This window comes from Paenibacillus polymyxa (assembly GCF_015710975.1).
GTDB classification, from domain to species: Bacteria; Bacillota; Bacilli; order Paenibacillales; family Paenibacillaceae; genus Paenibacillus; species Paenibacillus polymyxa.
In genome coordinates this window covers 949,298-966,022 of sequence record NZ_CP049783.1, presented here as the reverse complement: position 1 = coordinate 966,022, position 16,725 = coordinate 949,298, and the positions used below count along the sequence as shown (strand labels likewise).

Sequence of the window (16,725 nt, the reverse complement as noted above, 5' to 3'; positions counted from 1 at the left end):
TGAATGGATATTTTGGTTATCGGAGGGGGCGGCCGCGAACATGCAATTGTATGGGCGCTGAAGAAAAGCCCCAAGGCCGGACAAATCTATTGTGCGCCAGGTAATGCTGGTATCGGACAATTAGCGGAATGTGTGCCGATTCCGGTGAGTGAGTTTGACGCGCTGACAGAACTGGCGGAATCTAAAAAAGTCGGACTTGTCGTGATAGGTCCCGATGATCCGCTGGCAGACGGCATTGTGGATGCCTTTGAAGCGAAGGGCATTCCAGTATTCGGACCGCGTAAAAATGCAGCGGAAATTGAAGGCAGTAAAATCTTCATGAAGGATTTGCTGCACAAATATCAAATTCCGACAGCAACTTACCGCAAGTTTTATACCTATGAGGAAGCACATGCCTACTTGAAGGAACAGCCTATTCCGGTGGTCATTAAGGCCGACGGATTGGCAGCAGGCAAAGGCGTGACAGTTGCTTACTCGATGGAGGAAGCGGAAAAGGCGCTGTCCGATATTATGGTAGCGAAGGTTTTTGGAGAAGCGGGTGCACAGGTCGTGATTGAGGAGTTCCTTGCTGGACAGGAAATGTCGATTCTCTCCTTTGTGGATGGTGAAACGGTTCGTCCAATGGCAGCGGCCCAAGATCACAAGCCGGTTTTTGACGGTGACAAAGGACCGAACACAGGTGGCATGGGAACGTATTCCCCGTTGCCTCACATAGCCAATTCCATTATTGAGGAAGCCATTGAGACGATTATTAAGCCGACGGCCAAGGCTATGGTTGCTGAAGGACGCCCGTTCCGTGGTGTTTTATTTGCTGGACTGATGATTTCGCCGGACGGCAAGCCGAAGACGATTGAATTTAATGCACGTTTTGGTGATCCAGAAACACAAGTCGTATTGCCTCGCCTAAAATCCGACTTGCTCGATATTTTTCTCGCTGCCGTGAACGGTACACTGGATCAGGTGGAGATCGAGTGGAAGGATGAAGCTGCGGTGTGTGTCGTGCTGGCATCCGGAGGTTATCCCGCAGCTTACGCCAAAGGGATACCTATCCAAGGATTGGATCAGGCAGATGAAGCCATCGTATTCCATGCCGGCACAGATATCAACGAACAGGGTGAGTGGGTAACGAACGGCGGACGCGTATTAGGCGTGGTTGGTTTGGGACGTGACATTGCCGAGGCACGGGACAAAGCTTACGAGCAGGCGGCTCGTATTACCTTTGAAGGCAAGCAAAACCGTACAGACATTGCGGCAAAAGCATTGCTATAACAGCAATATATAGGATAAGAGGACCTCTGCGGAGGTTCTCTTTTTTCGTTTGACAAAAGTATACTTATCCTATAGGATTAAAAATACAAAACTGACTGACTGATCAATCGGGAGGAGGAAACCCATGCAGCCACGCAAGGCGAAGCAATCCAAAACCCTTTCGAATGACTCACCTGTTAATCACGGGGGAGAAGAAAAAGACCGCAGGACTCAGCTTCTTCACATTGCGTTAAAGCGGTTTGCTGAGCAGGGTTACCACCAAACGAAGATTTCAGATATTGTGGTGGAGGCAGGAGTAGCTCAAGGCACATTTTATTGGCATTTTAAAAGTAAAGAGGCTCTGGCACTGGAGATTATCGCAACAGGCCGTGAACAACTTTTGTCAGCGATCGGGCAGGGGTATCGCCGTGATGCAGGAACGCTGGCTGATATGGTCAAGGCATCGGAAGCGCTGTTTGTTCGGCTATTTCATTTTGCATTGGAGAACCGTTATCTGATGGGTTTGCTGCTGATCGGCAGTGGTGTCGATGAACCCGTGCGGCAGAGTATCCGTGAGACCAGAACTGCGATGGAGCTTGCATTCCGGCGCAATATGGAGAGAGCAATCGAGCTGAACATGTTGCCTGCCGAATTAGATGTCGAATTAAGGGCAGCACTACTCATGAGCATGATCGAAGGGATCATTATACGCTGGTTATTCGGTTCAGAGGGAACACATGACCACATCAAGCAGGTATCCGCTACAAGATTGGCAGAAGAGGCTGCTAATTTTGAATTTTACGGACTATTAGGTCAAAGCTAGACGGTTAACATCGCATGAATGAGTAGTGGGCAACAAATAATATAGCCAAATTACACATACAAACTTAAACATTTACATCTAGACAGGAGAGAACGATACATGAAAACACGTAAAAAAGGATTCTTGGTGACCACACTCATGGCTCTGGCATTGTTCAGCCTTGTGCTGAGCGCTTGCGGTACCAAACAGGAAGCTTCCAATACCGGAACTGGAACGGGCAGCAATAATGAAGCAGCCGCCAATCAGCTCGAAGCCATCAAGAAGGCCGGTGTAATGAAGGTAGGCATGATGGGCACTTACCCACCGTACAATTTCTTGAACGACAACAAGGAGTTGGACGGGTTTGATGTGGATATTGCCAAAGAGTTGGCGAAACGGATTGGAGTAAAAGCGGAATTCACGGCCCAAGAATTTTCGGGATTGATTCCAAGTCTGCAAAAGAAAAAATTCGATGCAGTGGTTAGCCAGGTTGCGATTACAGAGGATCGCAAGAAGGCCATTGACTTCACAGATCCCTATATCACCAATAATGTGAATATTATCGTGAATAGCAAAACAAATGACATTACGAAGTTGGAAGACTTTAAAGGCAAAACCATTGGTGTCGGCTTGGGGACAAATGATGAATCTTATCTGCGCAACGAAGTGCTGCCAAAGGTAGGCGATTTTGAGATCAAAACATATGATGATGTCATTACTTCATTGAAGGATCTAAACTCTGGTCGTATTGATGCAACCATTAACAATCTATATGCTCTCAAACCCATTATCGACAAAAACGGGTTCCAAATTAAAGCCGTAGGCGAGCCGATTAAATCAGACCTAGCAGCTGTAGCCATTAACCAGAAAACTCCTGAGCTCAAGGAAGCCTTGAACAAGGCTCTGAAGGAAATGAAGGAAGACGGCACTTACAAAACAATTTTCAAAAAATGGTTTGGCGAGGAGCCAAAAGAATAACGTAAGCCTGTTACAGGCGTCTGGCTCCAGTCTTGGCTTTTATGCTGACATGGGGCCACTCGTCTGAAAGAAGGGAATATAATTGATGCTAGAATTAATGTGGGAGAACGTCCCTTTTTTATTGAAGGGCGCTTATTATACGCTGTATATAACGATTGTTTCTATGCTGTTTGGTTTAATTATTGGTTTGATTGTTGCTGTAGCGCGCTTGAAGGGGAATCGACCTGTTCGGTGGCTGGCTCGTATGTATGTATCGATCATCCGGGGAACGCCGGTTTTGGTGCAGATTGCGGTCATTTATTATGGTCTGGATGATTACGGAATATCTTTCGGATCGTTAACGGCTGCTTGTCTCGCGCTTAGTATTAATACAGGGGCGTACTTATCGGAGACGTTCCGTGGAGCTATTTTAGCCGTACCACAGGGACAGACCGAGGCTGCTTATGCGACGGGAATGTCGCCTGGTCAAACGATGTGGCGTATCATTCTTCCACAGGCGTTGCGCATTGCAATTGCACCGATGGGGAATACGTTCGTGGGTATGCTTAAAGAAACGTCGCTTGTGTCGGTTATCGGGGTTAGTGAATTGATGCGACAGGCACAGCTTTTACAGGCGCAGTATTTGCGCTACATGCCGTTTCTGCTCGAAATTGCCCTGATGTACTGGATTATGAGCATTGGATTCTCCGCTATACTGGAGCGGGTGGAAAAGCGTCTGGCTCGAGCTTATTAAGGTGGAGATGATAGATGATGATAACAACAAACGGATTAGGTAAACGATTCGGACAGGTAGAGGTTCTGAAAAGCATTGATTTTCAGGTTGCCGCTCGTGAAATCGTCGTATTGCTCGGTCCCAGCGGTTCAGGTAAAAGTACCCTGCTGCGTTGCCTGAACGGACTGGAAGAGTTGTCTTCTGGCAAGTTTGAGGTGAACGGGATTGAGGTTGATGCTATGGCTCCTGTTCGTGCTCGTCAAGCAGCCATTCGTGATATTCGCAAGCAGACGGGGATGGTGTTCCAGCAATTCAATCTGTATCCGCACAAAACAGCTATCGGCAATGTCATTGAAGGACTGCTGACAGTAAAGAAAATGCCGCGTGACAAGGCTATGTCTATCGGACAACAGCTGCTGAAGCGGGTGGGGTTACTGGATAAGCAGGATGTACATCCATCTCGTCTGTCCGGTGGACAGCAGCAACGGGTAGCTATTGCACGTGCACTGGCGATGGACCCGGCGATTATGCTGTTCGATGAGCCTACATCGGCGCTTGATCCAGAACTGGTGGGTGAAGTGCTGGGAGTTATGCGGGAGTTGGCTCAAGACGGAATGACGATGGTCGTCGTGACTCATGAAATGAAATTTGCCCGCGAGGTGGCCGACAAGGTTGTATTTATGGCGGACGGTATCATTGTGGAAGAAGCTGCACCACAGGCATTTTTTGATGCTCCCCAGCATGAGAGGACACAAAAGTTTTTGCGTCAAATTAGCGAGTTTTAAGTTAGAGGATGAATCATAGATTATTAAGATGGAAAGAAGGCAATTGATTATGAAAGTATCTACTACTTGGCACGGCAAACGCGCATTTACATCGGAAGGACCATCCGGTTATTCCGTAGGGATGGATGCTACGGCGGCTTATGGCGGCGATGGTAAAGGGATGACACCGATGGAACTGCTGCTTGCAGGTCTGGCGGGATGTATCGGTATTGATATTACGATGATTTTGGATCGTTTTTTGTCAGACATTCAGCGAATTGATATTGATGCAGAAGGTACGCGCAAGGAGCAAATGCCAACAGGATTTACAGCGATTGATCTGACATTCCACGTAGATGGAGATATTCCAGATTACCGCGTATGGAAAGCGATTCAGATGGGTAAGGAAAAATATTGTGCAGTATCTGATTCCCTAAAAGCGGAAATTCGGATGCACCTCATTTTGAATGGAACAGAAGTACCCTATCCAGCGTAAGTGTTGAGGAGAGTCAGCCTGTGTTATATACAGGCTGACTCTCTTTTTTTATGTTGTCTGACAACATGACACTTCATGAAATCTTGTGTACGAAGTGCATACAGAGTTACTGTACAAAGAATCGTTTAGAAAAGATATTAATCAGCGGATCGGTGTAGAGGTTTCCTTATCCTCTGCTTTTTTGTTTGCGTTCCCGCAGCAAGAGATACAGGAAATAGGGCGCGCCAATTACGGCTGTCACGATGCCGGCGGGGATTTCGAGCGGCGGCTTCAGCCCCCGTCCGAGCGCATCGGCAAGGACGAGGATCAGGGCACCGATCATGGCTGCGCCGGGCAATAGATAGCGGTGGCGATTACCAAACAACCGCCGTGCCAGATGTGGTGCCAGCAGCCCTATAAAGCCGATGGAGCCGATGGCAGCGACACAGGAAGCAGCTAAGGCCACAGATACGGCCAGCAGTCCTGTGCGCATACGCTTCACGCTAAGTCCCAAACCAGCGGAGCTTTCCTCATCCAGACTCATAATATCCAGCTTGTGCTGTAGTGTATAGGCGAGAGGCAGCAATACAATTAACCATGGCAAAAGCCCATATACTTCATCCCAGCCTTTGCCCCACAAGCTTCCAGCTAGCCAAGTCAGCGTATCGCTGGCTTCGAGTGGATATTTGACCAGAATATAATCGGTCGCAGCCTGGAAGATAGCACCTACCGCCAGCCCGGTTAAGGCTAGCATATTAGGACGCATGCCTCCCCTCATCGAAAGCTGTACGAGCAGTAGTGCAGCTAACCCGGCACCGACAAAGGCAGCGACAGGCAGTAGCGCCACCGGGGATGAGGGGAGCAGCACGATGACGAGAACCGCAGCAAAGCCGGCTCCCTTGGATACACCCACCACATCCGGCGAAGCCAGTGGGTTGCGAATCATGCCTTGCAGTAGCACGCCGGCTACAGCAAGACCAGCACCGGCCATGATGGCCAGCAGGTCACGAGGCAGTCGATAATGGTGAACGATGAACCAGGAAGAGGCATTTGGGTCAGTCAGTGCCGTGATCAGCTCAGCGGGTGTAATGTAAGTGCTGCCCACGCCAATAGCAATAAAAGAAATACCTAGCATGAGCACGAGTAAAATCCACAGCTTTTTCATCGTGAAGCCCTCCCATTCTTGTGCACCAGATATAAAAAGAAGGGCGCACCCACCAGCGCGGTTACAATACCAACGGGCGATTCATAAGGAAAGGCAATAAATCGTCCAAGCACGTCCGCATATGTCAGCAGCAGAGCTCCGCAGATTGCAGACAGGGGGATGACCCGTTTGTAATTGTCGCCTGTAAATACCTTAATGATATTCGGCACCATCAGACCCACAAAGCCGATGGCCCCAGCTACCGCTACAGCAGAGCCTGCCAGCATAATAACTGAGACCGAGGCCAGTAAGCGGACAAGCCGTACGTTTTGTCCCAGTCCCTGTGCGACCTCTGTACCAAGGCTAAGCACAGATAGCGAGGGGGCCAGCGCCAGTGCAAGGATCATACCGACGGCGAACCATGGCAGCACCAGACGCGTGTCGGCCCAAGTAGACCCGTCGATGGCGCCAGCGAGCCAATACAGTACATCGGATATCTGCTCGTTGAACACGAGCAGTCCCTGAGTGACAGAGGCCAGCAGCAGATGCACAGCCATCCCGGCAAGAGCCAGCTTGACTGGCGTCATGCCCGCCGTTCCGGCCAGCGCATATACGAAGGAGCCACCTGCGATCGCTCCGGCAAAAGCAAAATAAATGCTGCCGGACGACCCGATATTCGGCAGCAGCACGACCGACAGGACGACAGCCAGCGAAGCGCCAGAGCTGACCCCAAATACCTGCGGAGAAGCCAGTGGGTTGCGTGTGATGGCCTGCATCAGCGCTCCGGCCACGGCAAGCCCGGCGCCGACGATCAGACCAATGACGGCACGTGGCAGGCGTATCGTCAAGATAATGAGCTGATCCTTGGACGGATGCTCGGTGAATAGTGCAGTCAGCATGGTGGGGATGTCCATCCTGACTGGGCCAATCGCCACGCTCAGCAATAGTCCAGCCAGCAGCGCGAATAGAAGTGCAAAGAAGACCGGCTTATTTAGCCGGTCGCGTAAGGCTTGTCCGATCAACGGGAGCCGTCTCCTTTAGTTTGCGCGGGATACAGAAGCGAAATCGCTTGCTCCAGTATTTTCTCGGCAGAGCCGAGTCCACGGTACCGGGTCCACAGTGCCCGGTTTACTTCGTAAACTTCCCCTTTTTTCACGGCCGTAATGTTTTGCCATAACGGATTTTGCTTCCATTCTGCAAGCAGCTTCTCATCGGCTTCCACTAAGAAGATCACGTCCGGATCAGCTTGTGCAATCTGCTCCAGTGTCAGCTTGACTGTAGGCTCGCTTGTATTTTGAAGGGCATTGTGGATGCCTGCTTGCTCCAGCAGTTGTCCATCAAAAGATGAAGCGCCGTGAGCCGATAGTGAATCAGAACGAAATACCCCAAGCAATACGCTACGTGACTCACCAGCTTGGATGCCTTCTTTCAGCTTTGCCATTGTAGCTTTATGTGCTGCGAGAATTTGCTCACCCTTTTCCTTCTCACCCAACGCGTCAGCGATAACGCCGAAGGATGCCAGGTTTTGCTCATAAGAGGAATTGCGGCTCTTTAGAATAATGGTAGGAGCAATCTCACTTAGTTCTTTGTATATGCTCTTATGACGATTCAGATCAGCAATAATCAAATCGGGCTTCAAAGAGCTGATCGTTTCCAGGTTCGGCTGTTTGCGTGTGCCGACAGGTGTAAAGTCGATTCTTTTGCCAAGCAGCCCATCGATATCATCATCATTTTCCTGAGCTATGCCGACAGGCATCACGCCCAGTTGGGTAGCAGCATCGACAAAAGAGAATTCCAACGTCACGATTCTTTTGGGTTTGCCTGTAACTTTGGTTTCTCCCATCTCATGTTTGATCGTTCGAGTGTCGCCTGTGGTTTGAGGTGCTGCTGCGTTATTATTTTGTGACTGGCCTCCACATCCCGCCATAACGGCCGTCAGTAGTACCAGAATCGCTGCAAGCAGCACGCCTGTACGTAGTGGCTGTTTCGGTGTTGCCATATGTTGTCCCCCGTTCCAAATATGCTTACCAGAGAAACTGATAATCATTATCAATTAACTAACTGTTGACCATTCTAGCAACCGGGAAAGGGGACGTAAATAATGTGATCATTTAAACCGTTTTAGCCTATTATGAGAATTAAGTTCATTAAAATCACAAGCGAGATGAGAGGATGGAAGAGACCAGACGTATGAATTGGTGGTTTATGCATTTTCCTGCCGTCTGCGATAGATACGCTCCGGTCTGCCGACAGTTCCGTATACCTGATCGTGGTGAGCATCGCCACTTTCCACTAAATATTCCAGATACCTTCTGGCGGTAGATCGGCTCATACCTAGCTCAATTCCCACTGTACCTGTAGTTACCTCACCTCGTCGGTTCAGGAGATCAAGCACCTTTTCGCAAGTGACTTTATCAATGCCTTTGGCCCATAGCTCTCCTACTCCGTTACCCGTCATCGGACCCGTGCCCGCGCTTTGAAGCAGACGGTCAATTTCCGATTGCTCCACCGTAGAGTGTTCTTCTTGCCATGTTGTGACTTGGCGGCGAAAACGAGCATATTCCTCTAAGGTCGCCCGCAATCTCTCGAATACGAGCGGCTTTACGATAAAATCAAATACGCCTGCTCGAACCGCTTGTACCACAGTTTCAGCTTCTTTGGCGGCAGTCAGCATAATGACATCTGTAGCTGGATAGTGTTGCTTGATGAACGATAGTAGGGTTAGACCATTCGTATCGGGAAAATAAACATCCAGCACGGGTAAAGACGGTCGCAATACATCCAGTTGAAGCTTTGCCTCAAATTCGTTCGTTGCTATTGCACATACGGTGAACCCGTCCACCTTTTCAATAAATCGTCGGTTAATCTCCGCAATTCGCGGATCATCTTCAATAATAAGAACCTCAATGTCCGATAATACCCGCTCATTCATGGCCGTAACCTCCTTTTACATCATGATTCGTGTCTGTTCTAATTAAAGGAATGTATACTTCAAAAATGCTACCTCCACCAGGCCGTTCATGTACTTTTATGGAGCCACTCATTCGTTCGGTATACTCCTGCACGAGAGCAAGGCCATATCCGTGTCCTGCCTCTGCTTTAGTTGATGCTCCCTTAACGAACAGTTTTTCCTGGATATCCTCCGAAATACCCGATCCATTATCCATAACTTCGACGACGATAGCTTCAGTCATTTCTTCAAGCCGGAACCAGACCTGTCCGTCAGGTATAGAGCCTATTGCAACTGCTTCCATAGCATTGTCCAGCAGGTTTCCGGCAATGGTAGCAAGAAGCGACCACTCCAACGCAGGAGACGGGGTTGAAAATGCTCCTTTTATATATGAATGGAGTACAATCCCTTTTTCCAACGCCTGTTTTTTCTTGCTGATCAGCAGGCTGGCGATGATTGAATCGGGTGAAAGAGAAGACGAAACGGAACTATGTACACGATACTCTTCCGATTCCTGAGTAATAAAGTCCACTGCTTCGTCATAACACTCCAACTGAATCAGGCCGGATATGAGATATAGCCGATTGGTATATTCATGTGTTTGTGATCGTAACACGTCCGCATAATCCTTGACCTCTGTCAACTGCCGCGTCATGCGAAGCAGCTCTGTTTTGTCACGCAGGCTGGCAACGGTGCCTAGCATTCGTCCGAATCGATCCTTGATCGGTACACGGCTGACGACTACGACTCGTTGTTGGAGCTCAATTTCCTCATTGAATACGTTTTGTTCCTGATCCGGCTTCATGCTAGGATTCTTTTCGATAAGATCTGTAGCAAGTACATCTGCCAGCTGATATGCCGCGCCCGCCAAGTGACGAAGCTCGCATCCATAGAGGCTAGTTTCCGGAGGGAGACCAAGCAAACGGACGGCTTGTGGATTGGCAAGTGTGACTTGTCCACTGCTATTAACCGCGATAATCCCTTCACCTATGGATTCGAGAATGGCTTGCTTTTCCTGATACAAACGTCCAATCTCCACTGGCTCCAGCCCATGCAGTTCGTGCCTTACCCGTCGTGCTATAACCAGACTTCCTAATATGCCGATCATTAGCGCGCCTACCATGAACCACAGCCATGTATATGTGTATGTACGAATATTTTGCGCCACATCTGTCATCAGGAAACCTACAGAAACGAGTCCGATAGCTCGGCCTTGTTCATCATAGACTGCGGTTTTGGCTCGCAGTGACGGTCCGAGAGAGCCGGTGGATTCCGTAATAAAGGACTGTCCTTGCAGCACCTTATTATTCAGCGGGTCCATCATAGGCTGCCCAATGCGTTCCGGGTTAACATGCCATTGCCGAATGAGATGACGATCTGCAATCGTAATAAAATCAGCGCCGGTGCTGGCTTGGACAGGTTTCACTGCTTCGTTGATCCGAACACGTAATTGCGTCGTGTCGGTCTGTTCTAGAGCATCCCTGACCTGTGCATCTACCGCAAGCGTATTGGCCACAGTCAGTGCCCTTTTCCCAATCTCTTCGTACAAGGCGGAGGTAATCATATAACGCAGGGATAATCCCAACAGCCCGGTAACGACTAGCACTAAAAGGGATATGAATACCATTAATTTTGTCTGAAAACGCACATGCCTTCACCGCCATTAAACAAAATATAGGAGCAGTTGATCAGCGGATAAACACCCCAATATGAATCATTTTACTGTATTCCAGAAACGGCCGCACTTTTAATCTATCGAAAGAATGGTCTATAATAGAAATAGTTACATAATACGAGGAGGAAAATATTATGATTATTATTCATGCCGATATGAAAGTTTTACCAGAAAAGAGAGAGACCTTTTTGCAACAAACCCAAGGGTTGATCAGCGCATCACAAGCTGAAGAAGGCAATGTACGCTATACGTTAATGCAGGATTTGAATGATCCCAACGCATTTACGATGGTTGAAGAGTGGAAGGATGCTGCTGCTGTAGATTTCCATAACAAGTCTGCCCATTTCCAGGCATTTGTTGCTGCAGCTAAAGAATTGTTGGCTGCTCCGCTTGAAGTGAATGCTTTTCAGGATGCAACTAAACTGTAATTATCCCGTTGGATAATTTATAACTAGGAATAGGAGGAGATAGACATGGGGAATATTGCGGATACAGCTTTACTAAATAACGGAGTTCAGATGCCTTGGCTTGGTTTTGGTACATACAAGGCGGAAGGCAATGAGGTTTACGAAGCAGTCAAAACAGCTATTAAGGTCGGTTACCGTCACATTGATACCGCGGCGATCTACGGCAATGAGGAACTGGTCGGACAAGCCATTCGTGACAGTGGAGCGGACAGAGACAATCTGTTTGTGACCACTAAGCTATGGAATCAAGATCAGGGCTACGATTCAACACTGCGTGCTTTCGAGGAAAGCTGCAAGCGGTTGGGCCTGGATATCATTGATCTGTACCTTATCCATTGGCCTGGCAAGGACAAGTACAAGGAAACTTGGAAGGCGTTCGAACGGCTGTATGAAGAAGGAAGCGTACGCGCGATTGGAGTAAGCAACTTCCAAATTCACCATCTCGAAAACCTCCTGAAAGACAGTAATATTGTACCTGTCATTAATCAGGTAGAGCTTCACCCGCGTCTGACTCAGCAGGAGCTGCATCAATACTGCCGGGAACACCAGATCCAGCTTGAATCGTGGAGTCCTCTGATGAAGGGGAAACTGACGGAGCAGCCAGATATCGTTGAGATTGCTGCCAAATACGGCAAAACGACTTCTCAGGTTATTTTGCGTTGGCATCTGGATCGGGGAATTGTAACGATTCCCAAATCGGTTACCGCGCATCGTATCCGCGAGAATGCCGATTTGTTCGATTTTGAACTGACGACTGAGGATATTGACCGAATTAATGGTCTTCATCTGGATGAGCGTGTGGGTACTCATCCCGATAAGCTGTTGTTCTAATGGAATATGTAGATGTACAAAGAACCTCCCATTCTGCGTTTATCGTGGTTTGGGAGGTTCCTTGTTTATCCCTACTGATGATTTATTTTGCGATGCAGTAGGAAGGAGTAGAGTACAGGAATGACGACGGATATAAACAGCCCGGTGAGAAAAATGACGGTGCCCGCCACTCCATCGACCCATGCCGCTACCAAGCCCGAAGCACCACCGAGCATCATCATAGGTCCGCCAAAACGGTGCGTTTTACGCCATACCTCCGGATTGGACAGAGTCCATGGCGTGCGGATACCGAAGGTATAGTTTGGCTGTACCTGAGTCATATAATTACCCAGCACCAGCAGCATCAGACCCAGCACTCCATAAAGGATCGTAAGCATCTGTAGCCGATAATTCAGGTTATACAGCAGCATTCCCCAACCGGCTATAGCGAGAATGAGCGAAGTGCCTACACGCGTAACCTCATAGGCTTTAGTAAATTTCTTGAAATTTGCTCTGTTGGGGTCCATGTAGCGGGATAGCCGAAGGAGCAAAGGCACCAGCCCCAATAGCACCAGCATGAGAATAGAACTGTTTTTACTCATATACCCGTCTGCGGTATTGTCCATGCTAAAATGAGAGGCCAGCACATCGGGAAGCCGGTTATACAGTAGTAAAGCGCCTATAGCAGGTGATAAGGCAAGCAAAGTCGTCAAAACATCCGTCAAGCTCCAACGTGTTCGGAACTTCATTCAGACCCCTCCGTATCCTTAATATCATTCGAAGTTGGTTTTACAGGGGCATCCGATTGGGCGATACTGAACATCCAGCCGATGACATCCGCCACAACTGTTGTATGCAAGGTGTAAATAATGCTTTGCCCCTGTCGCTCATCCAGCACAAGCCCCGCCTGCTTCAGCAAATTCAGATGGTGGGATATGCTGGGCTTGCTGATTTGAAAATGCTCAGCGACGTCGCCCGCGCTCATGCTTTTCTCTTTCAAAAGCTGCAATATTTTGCGCCGGGTCGGATCAGCCAAGGCTTTGAAGGCATCATTCAAAGTTTGCTCACTCCTTTAGATATTTAGATAATTCTCTAAATATCTAATCACATAGTAAAATAAAGCTATACTACATGTCAATGGAACAAGACATCATTTTAGAAAAAATTAACGAGGTCAATTATGTTTGTATAAAGCAGTGAAATGGGCTATAATCAAATTATACAAAAATAAGATTCTTAATTTAAAGTTAATTGGAGGAGGGAATAGATATGAAACACGTCTTTCGTAAAGGAAATGATCCGCAAGCTCCGGTTATTTTGCTGTTGCACGGTACCGGTGGGAATGAACAAGACTTGCTACCATTGGCTGATTTGGTTGCACCAGGCGCATCTGTCTTAGGTGTGAGAGGTAATGTGCTGGAAAATGGAATGCCGCGCTTCTTTCGCCGTTTGGCAGAGGGTGTGTTCGACATTGAGGATCTCGTATTCCGTACCAAAGAACTAAGCGAATTTGTTGATTCAGCTGCAGAGCAATATGATTTTGACCGTAACAACGTGGTGGCTCTGGGCTATTCCAATGGAGCCAACATAGCAGCCAGTATGCTCTTCCATGATGCAAAAGCGCTACGTGGGGCCATTCTCCATCATGCTATGGTGCCATTGCGAGGGCTGGAACTGCCGGACTTGAACGGTGTCCCTGTATTTCTGTCTTCCGGTGAAAATGACCCGATTGTTCCAGCGGTGGAATCTCAGGAGCTGCAAGCCCTGCTGGAAGGGGCCGGAGCACAGGTAGAAGCCTACTTGGAACGCAATGGTCATCAATTGACTCGCACTGAAGCCGAAGCCGCAGGCCGATGGTTTGGAAAGCATTTTAATGTATAAAATAACTCGATAACGATCAAGCTACGGTTTAGCGCTCTAGTGAGCGATTCTATGATTAGGAGGCGTCAAACCGATGGCAAAACCGGATAATCGAGCAGATAATGTGGAGCATTTGCAACAAAATATTCAGAATACATTGCAGAATCTTCATGAGGCTGAAGGATATCTAAACGAATTTTCCTCTGAAATCAGCAATGAGGAGCGTCAGCAGATCGAAGAAAAAAATAATCGTCGTAAACAAAGTATTAGATCATTTCGAGAAGAAGTGAAAGACGAAGCAGCACATTCGCAAGAGTAGTTAACATAGCGCGACCCAACTCCGAGTTTCAATTGGAGTTGGGTCGTTTTTTTATGCAGAAATCATCATATTCCCATCCAATTCATTTTCCCCCTATAATGCAATGAGATCTGTTTTACACAAAAACAAATTTTTTTGAATAATATTGTTGTAAACTAATTTGTATTGATGTTAAATAATAAAAGAAAGCGCAATCATTTACGAATTAGGATTTCATCATGCGAAGGGGGAAGGATATGCTGCTGCGAAGAAAAAGCATGGCTTTGATGCTTATGGCGGTGGTTTTGATGGCTGGACTGCTGCAAGGTTGTTCTTTCAAGACTGATGAAAAGGATGGGCCGGGAACAGAACTTGTATTATGGACATTCAATGAACTGCATGAGAAGTTTTTTCTGCAAATGGCTGACCAATGGAACCAACAGCACCCTGATGAATTGATTAATTTGAAAGCGAATACATTTCCTTATGACAACCACCACAGCAAGCTCTCGATTGCGTTGCAATCAGGGGTGGGAGCGCCAGATATCGCGGATATTGAGGTCAACAAAATTGGTAATTTCCTCAAAGGAATACCGCAATTGGTCCCGCTCAATCCGGTGATTGACCCTGAGATCAATAACATTGTGCCTTCCAGAGTACAGATTTACGGCAAAGACGGTAAGTATTACGGCATTGACTTTCACGTTGGAGCCGAAGTGATGTATTACAATAAAGAGATTATGGATCAGGCGGGGGTAGACCCGGATTCCATCGTTACCTGGGCAGACTACGCTGCTGCTGGCAAGCAAGTGCTGGCCAAAACGGGCAAGCCGATGGCGACCTTGGAGACCAATGACCTGTGGAGCTACTGGCCGATGATCTCCCAGCAAAATTCAGATTTTTTGGATGACAAGGGCGAGTTGACGCTGGATAACGAAACCAATATTAAAACACTTGAGTTTCTCCAACAGATGATAAAAGACAAAATCGCTATTCCCGCACCGGGTGGCGGGCATCATATGGAGGAATACTACGGGTTTATGAACAAAGGCGGGGCCGCTTCAGTGTGGATGCCGATGTGGTATATGGGACGTTTTACGGATTACATGCCTGACTTGAAAGGAAAAGTCATCATTAGACCGATGCCGGCGTGGGAAAAAGGCGGCTATCGCTCAGCAGGTATGGGCGGGACCGGAACGGTAGTCACGAACCAATCGAAGCACCAGGATTTGGCGATGCGTTTTCTAGCCTTTGCCAAGCTGTCCAAGCAAGGGAATGTGGAGATTTGGAAGCAACTAGGGTTTGATCCCATCCGCAGTGAAGTGTGGACTATGCCGGAAGCCAAAGCCAAAAATAAATTTACGGATTATTTCGGAACGAATATTTTTGATACGCTGATCGAAGTAAAAGATGAAATCAATGCGGTGCATATTGGACCGAAAACGCCTGACATCGCCAGTGCTGTACGTAATAAAATACTTTATCGGACACTACAGAGTGGCGAAGATCCAGCCACGGTGCTGCATGAGCTAGCAGATGAACTGAGATAGACCCCAACAGGAAAGGGAGTGAGATTCATGGCAACGCCCGTTCATACGAACGCTAATGTACCGACAGGTCAGCCGCCAAAAACTCAGCGTCCGACCAGAAGCCAATGGAGCCGCTTTATTCATTCCAGTCGTACGGCACCGTATGTATTTGTCCTTCCATTTTTACTGTCCTTTGCGCTGTTTTTTGCGTATCCGGTCATCTCGACGGTCATTATGAGCTTTCAGGAAGTCTTGCCTGGGATAACAACTTATGTTGGCCTGGAAAATTATAAGGATTTAATGAATCCTACATTTGGAAAAGCAATATTGAACAGTGTCCTGTACACGCTGCTTACACTGGTCGTGTTGATTCCTCTGCCACTGGTACTGGCGGTATTGCTAAATTCGCCTAAAATGCCGGGTAGAGGGCTGTTTCGTTCCGTAATGTTCATACCCGCACTTACCTCAGTGGTGGTAGCAGGAACAATCTTCCGACTCATGTTCGGGGAATTGGATGGCTCGCTGATGAACTCCCTGTTGGGGATATTCGGTCTTGAGCCTTACAAATGGCTAATGAATGCGAACACCGGCTTTTTAGCGTTGATCGTGCTGGCCTTATGGAGATGGCTGGGGGTAAACATGCTGTACTACATGTCGGGGTTACAGAACATTCCTCCCGAGTTGTATGAAGCTGCTCAGATCGATGGGGCAAGCCGCTTTGATTCATTTTGGCGGATTACGATTCCTATGCTAAAACCCGTGACAATCTACGTATTTACGATCAGTATTTATGCCGGATTGTCCATGTTCACCGAGAGCTATATGCTGTGGAACGGAAACAACTCTCCGAATGATATTGGATTGACGATCGTTGGCTATCTCTATCGCCAAGGTCTGGAACAGAACAGCATGGGCTTTGGAGCAGCGGTGGGTATTGTATTGCTCGTATTCACATTAGTACTGAACCTGATCCAGCTCAAATTTTTTGGCATGTTTCGGAAGGAGGATTAAGC

19 protein-coding genes are annotated in these 16,725 nt (G+C 47.9%); 12 read left to right on the top strand and 7 right to left on the bottom strand.

Features of this window, described 5'->3' with window-relative positions; translation table 11 throughout:
- Nucleotides 1-3: 3 nt before the first annotated feature.
- The 6 genes from purD (at nucleotide 4) to G7035_RS04375 (ending at nucleotide 5,000) form a co-directional block, all read left to right on the top strand.
- Nucleotides 4-1,269, top strand: coding sequence for a phosphoribosylamine--glycine ligase (gene purD, locus G7035_RS04400; protein ID WP_019686174.1), 1,266 nt, complete (start codon nucleotides 4-6; stop codon nucleotides 1,267-1,269).
- 124 nt (nucleotides 1,270-1,393) lie between these two features.
- Nucleotides 1,394-2,071: a TetR/AcrR family transcriptional regulator gene (locus G7035_RS04395; protein ID WP_017426176.1), complete on the top strand. Its 678-nt coding sequence runs from the start codon at nucleotides 1,394-1,396 to the stop codon at nucleotides 2,069-2,071.
- Between the two features lie 99 nt (nucleotides 2,072-2,170).
- A complete protein-coding gene (locus G7035_RS04390) occupies nucleotides 2,171-3,028 on the top strand; it encodes a transporter substrate-binding domain-containing protein (RefSeq protein ID WP_017426177.1) in 858 nt (285 codons plus the stop codon).
- Nucleotides 3,029-3,113: 85 nt separating this feature from the next.
- A complete protein-coding gene (locus G7035_RS04385) occupies nucleotides 3,114-3,761 on the top strand; it encodes an amino acid ABC transporter permease (RefSeq protein ID WP_016819779.1) in 648 nt (215 codons plus the stop codon).
- 14 nt (nucleotides 3,762-3,775) lie between these two features.
- Nucleotides 3,776-4,525, top strand: coding sequence for an amino acid ABC transporter ATP-binding protein (locus G7035_RS04380; RefSeq protein ID WP_017426178.1), 750 nt, complete (start codon nucleotides 3,776-3,778; stop codon nucleotides 4,523-4,525).
- Nucleotides 4,526-4,574: 49 nt separating this feature from the next.
- Nucleotides 4,575-5,000: an OsmC family protein gene (locus G7035_RS04375; protein WP_013369486.1), complete on the top strand. Its 426-nt coding sequence runs from the start codon at nucleotides 4,575-4,577 to the stop codon at nucleotides 4,998-5,000.
- A 166-nt stretch (nucleotides 5,001-5,166) separates the two neighbouring features.
- Here the strand turns inward: G7035_RS04375 and G7035_RS04370 are convergent, their stop codons facing one another.
- The 5 genes from G7035_RS04370 to G7035_RS04350 all read right to left on the bottom strand — a co-directional run bounded on the left by G7035_RS04370 (nucleotide 5,167) and on the right by G7035_RS04350 (nucleotide 10,700).
- Complete coding sequence (locus G7035_RS04370; protein WP_019686175.1) at nucleotides 5,167-6,144, bottom strand: FecCD family ABC transporter permease; 978 nt, start codon at nucleotides 6,142-6,144, stop codon at nucleotides 5,167-5,169.
- A complete protein-coding gene (locus G7035_RS04365) occupies nucleotides 6,141-7,145 on the bottom strand; it encodes a FecCD family ABC transporter permease (RefSeq protein WP_019686176.1) in 1,005 nt (334 codons plus the stop codon). The genes G7035_RS04370 and G7035_RS04365 overlap by 4 nt, the downstream gene beginning before the upstream one ends.
- Nucleotides 7,142-8,122, bottom strand: coding sequence for an ABC transporter substrate-binding protein (locus G7035_RS04360; protein ID WP_019686177.1), 981 nt, complete (start codon nucleotides 8,120-8,122; stop codon nucleotides 7,142-7,144). Before G7035_RS04360 ends, G7035_RS04365 begins: the two co-directional genes overlap by 4 nt.
- Nucleotides 8,123-8,326: 204 nt before the next feature.
- Complete coding sequence (locus tag G7035_RS04355) at nucleotides 8,327-9,055, bottom strand: response regulator (RefSeq protein WP_019686178.1); 729 nt, start codon at nucleotides 9,053-9,055, stop codon at nucleotides 8,327-8,329.
- Nucleotides 9,048-10,700 carry an ATP-binding protein gene (locus G7035_RS04350; protein WP_019686179.1) on the bottom strand — a complete coding sequence of 551 codons (1,653 nt, stop codon included), beginning with the start codon at nucleotides 10,698-10,700 and terminating at the stop codon, nucleotides 9,048-9,050. The genes G7035_RS04355 and G7035_RS04350 overlap by 8 nt, the downstream gene beginning before the upstream one ends.
- 182 nt (nucleotides 10,701-10,882) lie before the next feature.
- Between G7035_RS04350 and G7035_RS04345 the strand changes: the two genes are divergently transcribed.
- Together G7035_RS04345 and G7035_RS04340 are read left to right on the top strand one after the other, a co-directional pair.
- The gene (locus G7035_RS04345) at nucleotides 10,883-11,176 is read left to right on the top strand and encodes a putative quinol monooxygenase (protein WP_017426184.1); all 294 of its coding nucleotides are present in this window, start codon (nucleotides 10,883-10,885) and stop codon (nucleotides 11,174-11,176) included.
- 45 nt (nucleotides 11,177-11,221) lie between these two features.
- Nucleotides 11,222-12,046, top strand: coding sequence for an aldo/keto reductase (locus G7035_RS04340; RefSeq protein WP_019686180.1), 825 nt, complete (start codon nucleotides 11,222-11,224; stop codon nucleotides 12,044-12,046).
- A 71-nt stretch (nucleotides 12,047-12,117) separates the two neighbouring features.
- On the opposite strand, the gene G7035_RS04335 is transcribed toward G7035_RS04340, so the two are convergent.
- Nucleotides 12,118-12,774: an SdpI family protein gene (locus G7035_RS04335; protein ID WP_019686181.1), complete on the bottom strand. Its 657-nt coding sequence runs from the start codon at nucleotides 12,772-12,774 to the stop codon at nucleotides 12,118-12,120.
- A complete protein-coding gene (locus tag G7035_RS04330) occupies nucleotides 12,771-13,082 on the bottom strand; it encodes an autorepressor SdpR family transcription factor (protein ID WP_016819789.1) in 312 nt (103 codons plus the stop codon). Before G7035_RS04330 ends, G7035_RS04335 begins: the two co-directional genes overlap by 4 nt.
- A gap of 212 nt (nucleotides 13,083-13,294) precedes the next feature.
- Here G7035_RS04330 and G7035_RS04325 point away from each other — a divergent pair, with 212 nt between their 5' ends.
- The 4 genes from G7035_RS04325 to G7035_RS04310 all read left to right on the top strand — a co-directional run bounded on the left by G7035_RS04325 (nucleotide 13,295) and on the right by G7035_RS04310 (nucleotide 16,723).
- Entirely contained in the window at nucleotides 13,295-13,906 is a 612-nt protein-coding gene (locus tag G7035_RS04325; RefSeq protein WP_016819790.1) for an alpha/beta hydrolase, read from the top strand.
- A 73-nt stretch (nucleotides 13,907-13,979) separates the two neighbouring features.
- On the top strand, nucleotides 13,980-14,204 hold the full coding sequence (gene tlp, locus G7035_RS04320; protein WP_016819791.1) for a small acid-soluble spore protein Tlp: 225 nt from the start codon (nucleotides 13,980-13,982) through the stop codon (nucleotides 14,202-14,204).
- Between the two features lie 236 nt (nucleotides 14,205-14,440).
- On the top strand, nucleotides 14,441-15,733 hold the full coding sequence (locus G7035_RS04315; RefSeq protein WP_016819792.1) for an ABC transporter substrate-binding protein: 1,293 nt from the start codon (nucleotides 14,441-14,443) through the stop codon (nucleotides 15,731-15,733).
- 27 nt (nucleotides 15,734-15,760) lie between these two features.
- Nucleotides 15,761-16,723: a carbohydrate ABC transporter permease gene (locus G7035_RS04310; protein WP_016819793.1), complete on the top strand. Its 963-nt coding sequence runs from the start codon at nucleotides 15,761-15,763 to the stop codon at nucleotides 16,721-16,723.
- Nucleotides 16,724-16,725: the final 2 nt, after the last annotated feature.

Coding starts and splice junctions, on each gene's coding strand:
- G7035_RS04345 (WP_017426184.1), top strand. CDS start 10,883: ATGATTATTATTCATGCCGATATGAAAGTTTTACCAGAAAAGAGAGAG.
- G7035_RS04315 (WP_016819792.1), top strand. CDS start 14,441: ATGCTGCTGCGAAGAAAAAGCATGGCTTTGATGCTTATGGCGGTGGTT.
- G7035_RS04390 (WP_017426177.1), top strand. CDS start 2,171: ATGAAAACACGTAAAAAAGGATTCTTGGTGACCACACTCATGGCTCTG.
- G7035_RS04375 (WP_013369486.1), top strand. CDS start 4,575: ATGAAAGTATCTACTACTTGGCACGGCAAACGCGCATTTACATCGGAA.
- G7035_RS04325 (WP_016819790.1), top strand. CDS start 13,295: ATGAAACACGTCTTTCGTAAAGGAAATGATCCGCAAGCTCCGGTTATT.
- purD (WP_019686174.1), top strand. CDS start 4: ATGGATATTTTGGTTATCGGAGGGGGCGGCCGCGAACATGCAATTGTA.
- G7035_RS04385 (WP_016819779.1), top strand. CDS start 3,114: ATGCTAGAATTAATGTGGGAGAACGTCCCTTTTTTATTGAAGGGCGCT.
- G7035_RS04380 (WP_017426178.1), top strand. CDS start 3,776: ATGATGATAACAACAAACGGATTAGGTAAACGATTCGGACAGGTAGAG.
- G7035_RS04370 (WP_019686175.1), bottom strand. CDS start 6,144: ATGAAAAAGCTGTGGATTTTACTCGTGCTCATGCTAGGTATTTCTTTT.
- G7035_RS04395 (WP_017426176.1), top strand. CDS start 1,394: ATGCAGCCACGCAAGGCGAAGCAATCCAAAACCCTTTCGAATGACTCA.
- G7035_RS04310 (WP_016819793.1), top strand. CDS start 15,761: ATGGCAACGCCCGTTCATACGAACGCTAATGTACCGACAGGTCAGCCG.
- tlp (WP_016819791.1), top strand. CDS start 13,980: ATGGCAAAACCGGATAATCGAGCAGATAATGTGGAGCATTTGCAACAA.
- G7035_RS04340 (WP_019686180.1), top strand. CDS start 11,222: ATGGGGAATATTGCGGATACAGCTTTACTAAATAACGGAGTTCAGATG.
- G7035_RS04335 (WP_019686181.1), bottom strand. CDS start 12,774: ATGAAGTTCCGAACACGTTGGAGCTTGACGGATGTTTTGACGACTTTG.
- G7035_RS04350 (WP_019686179.1), bottom strand. CDS start 10,700: ATGGTATTCATATCCCTTTTAGTGCTAGTCGTTACCGGGCTGTTGGGA.
- G7035_RS04360 (WP_019686177.1), bottom strand. CDS start 8,122: ATGGCAACACCGAAACAGCCACTACGTACAGGCGTGCTGCTTGCAGCG.
- G7035_RS04355 (WP_019686178.1), bottom strand. CDS start 9,055: ATGAATGAGCGGGTATTATCGGACATTGAGGTTCTTATTATTGAAGAT.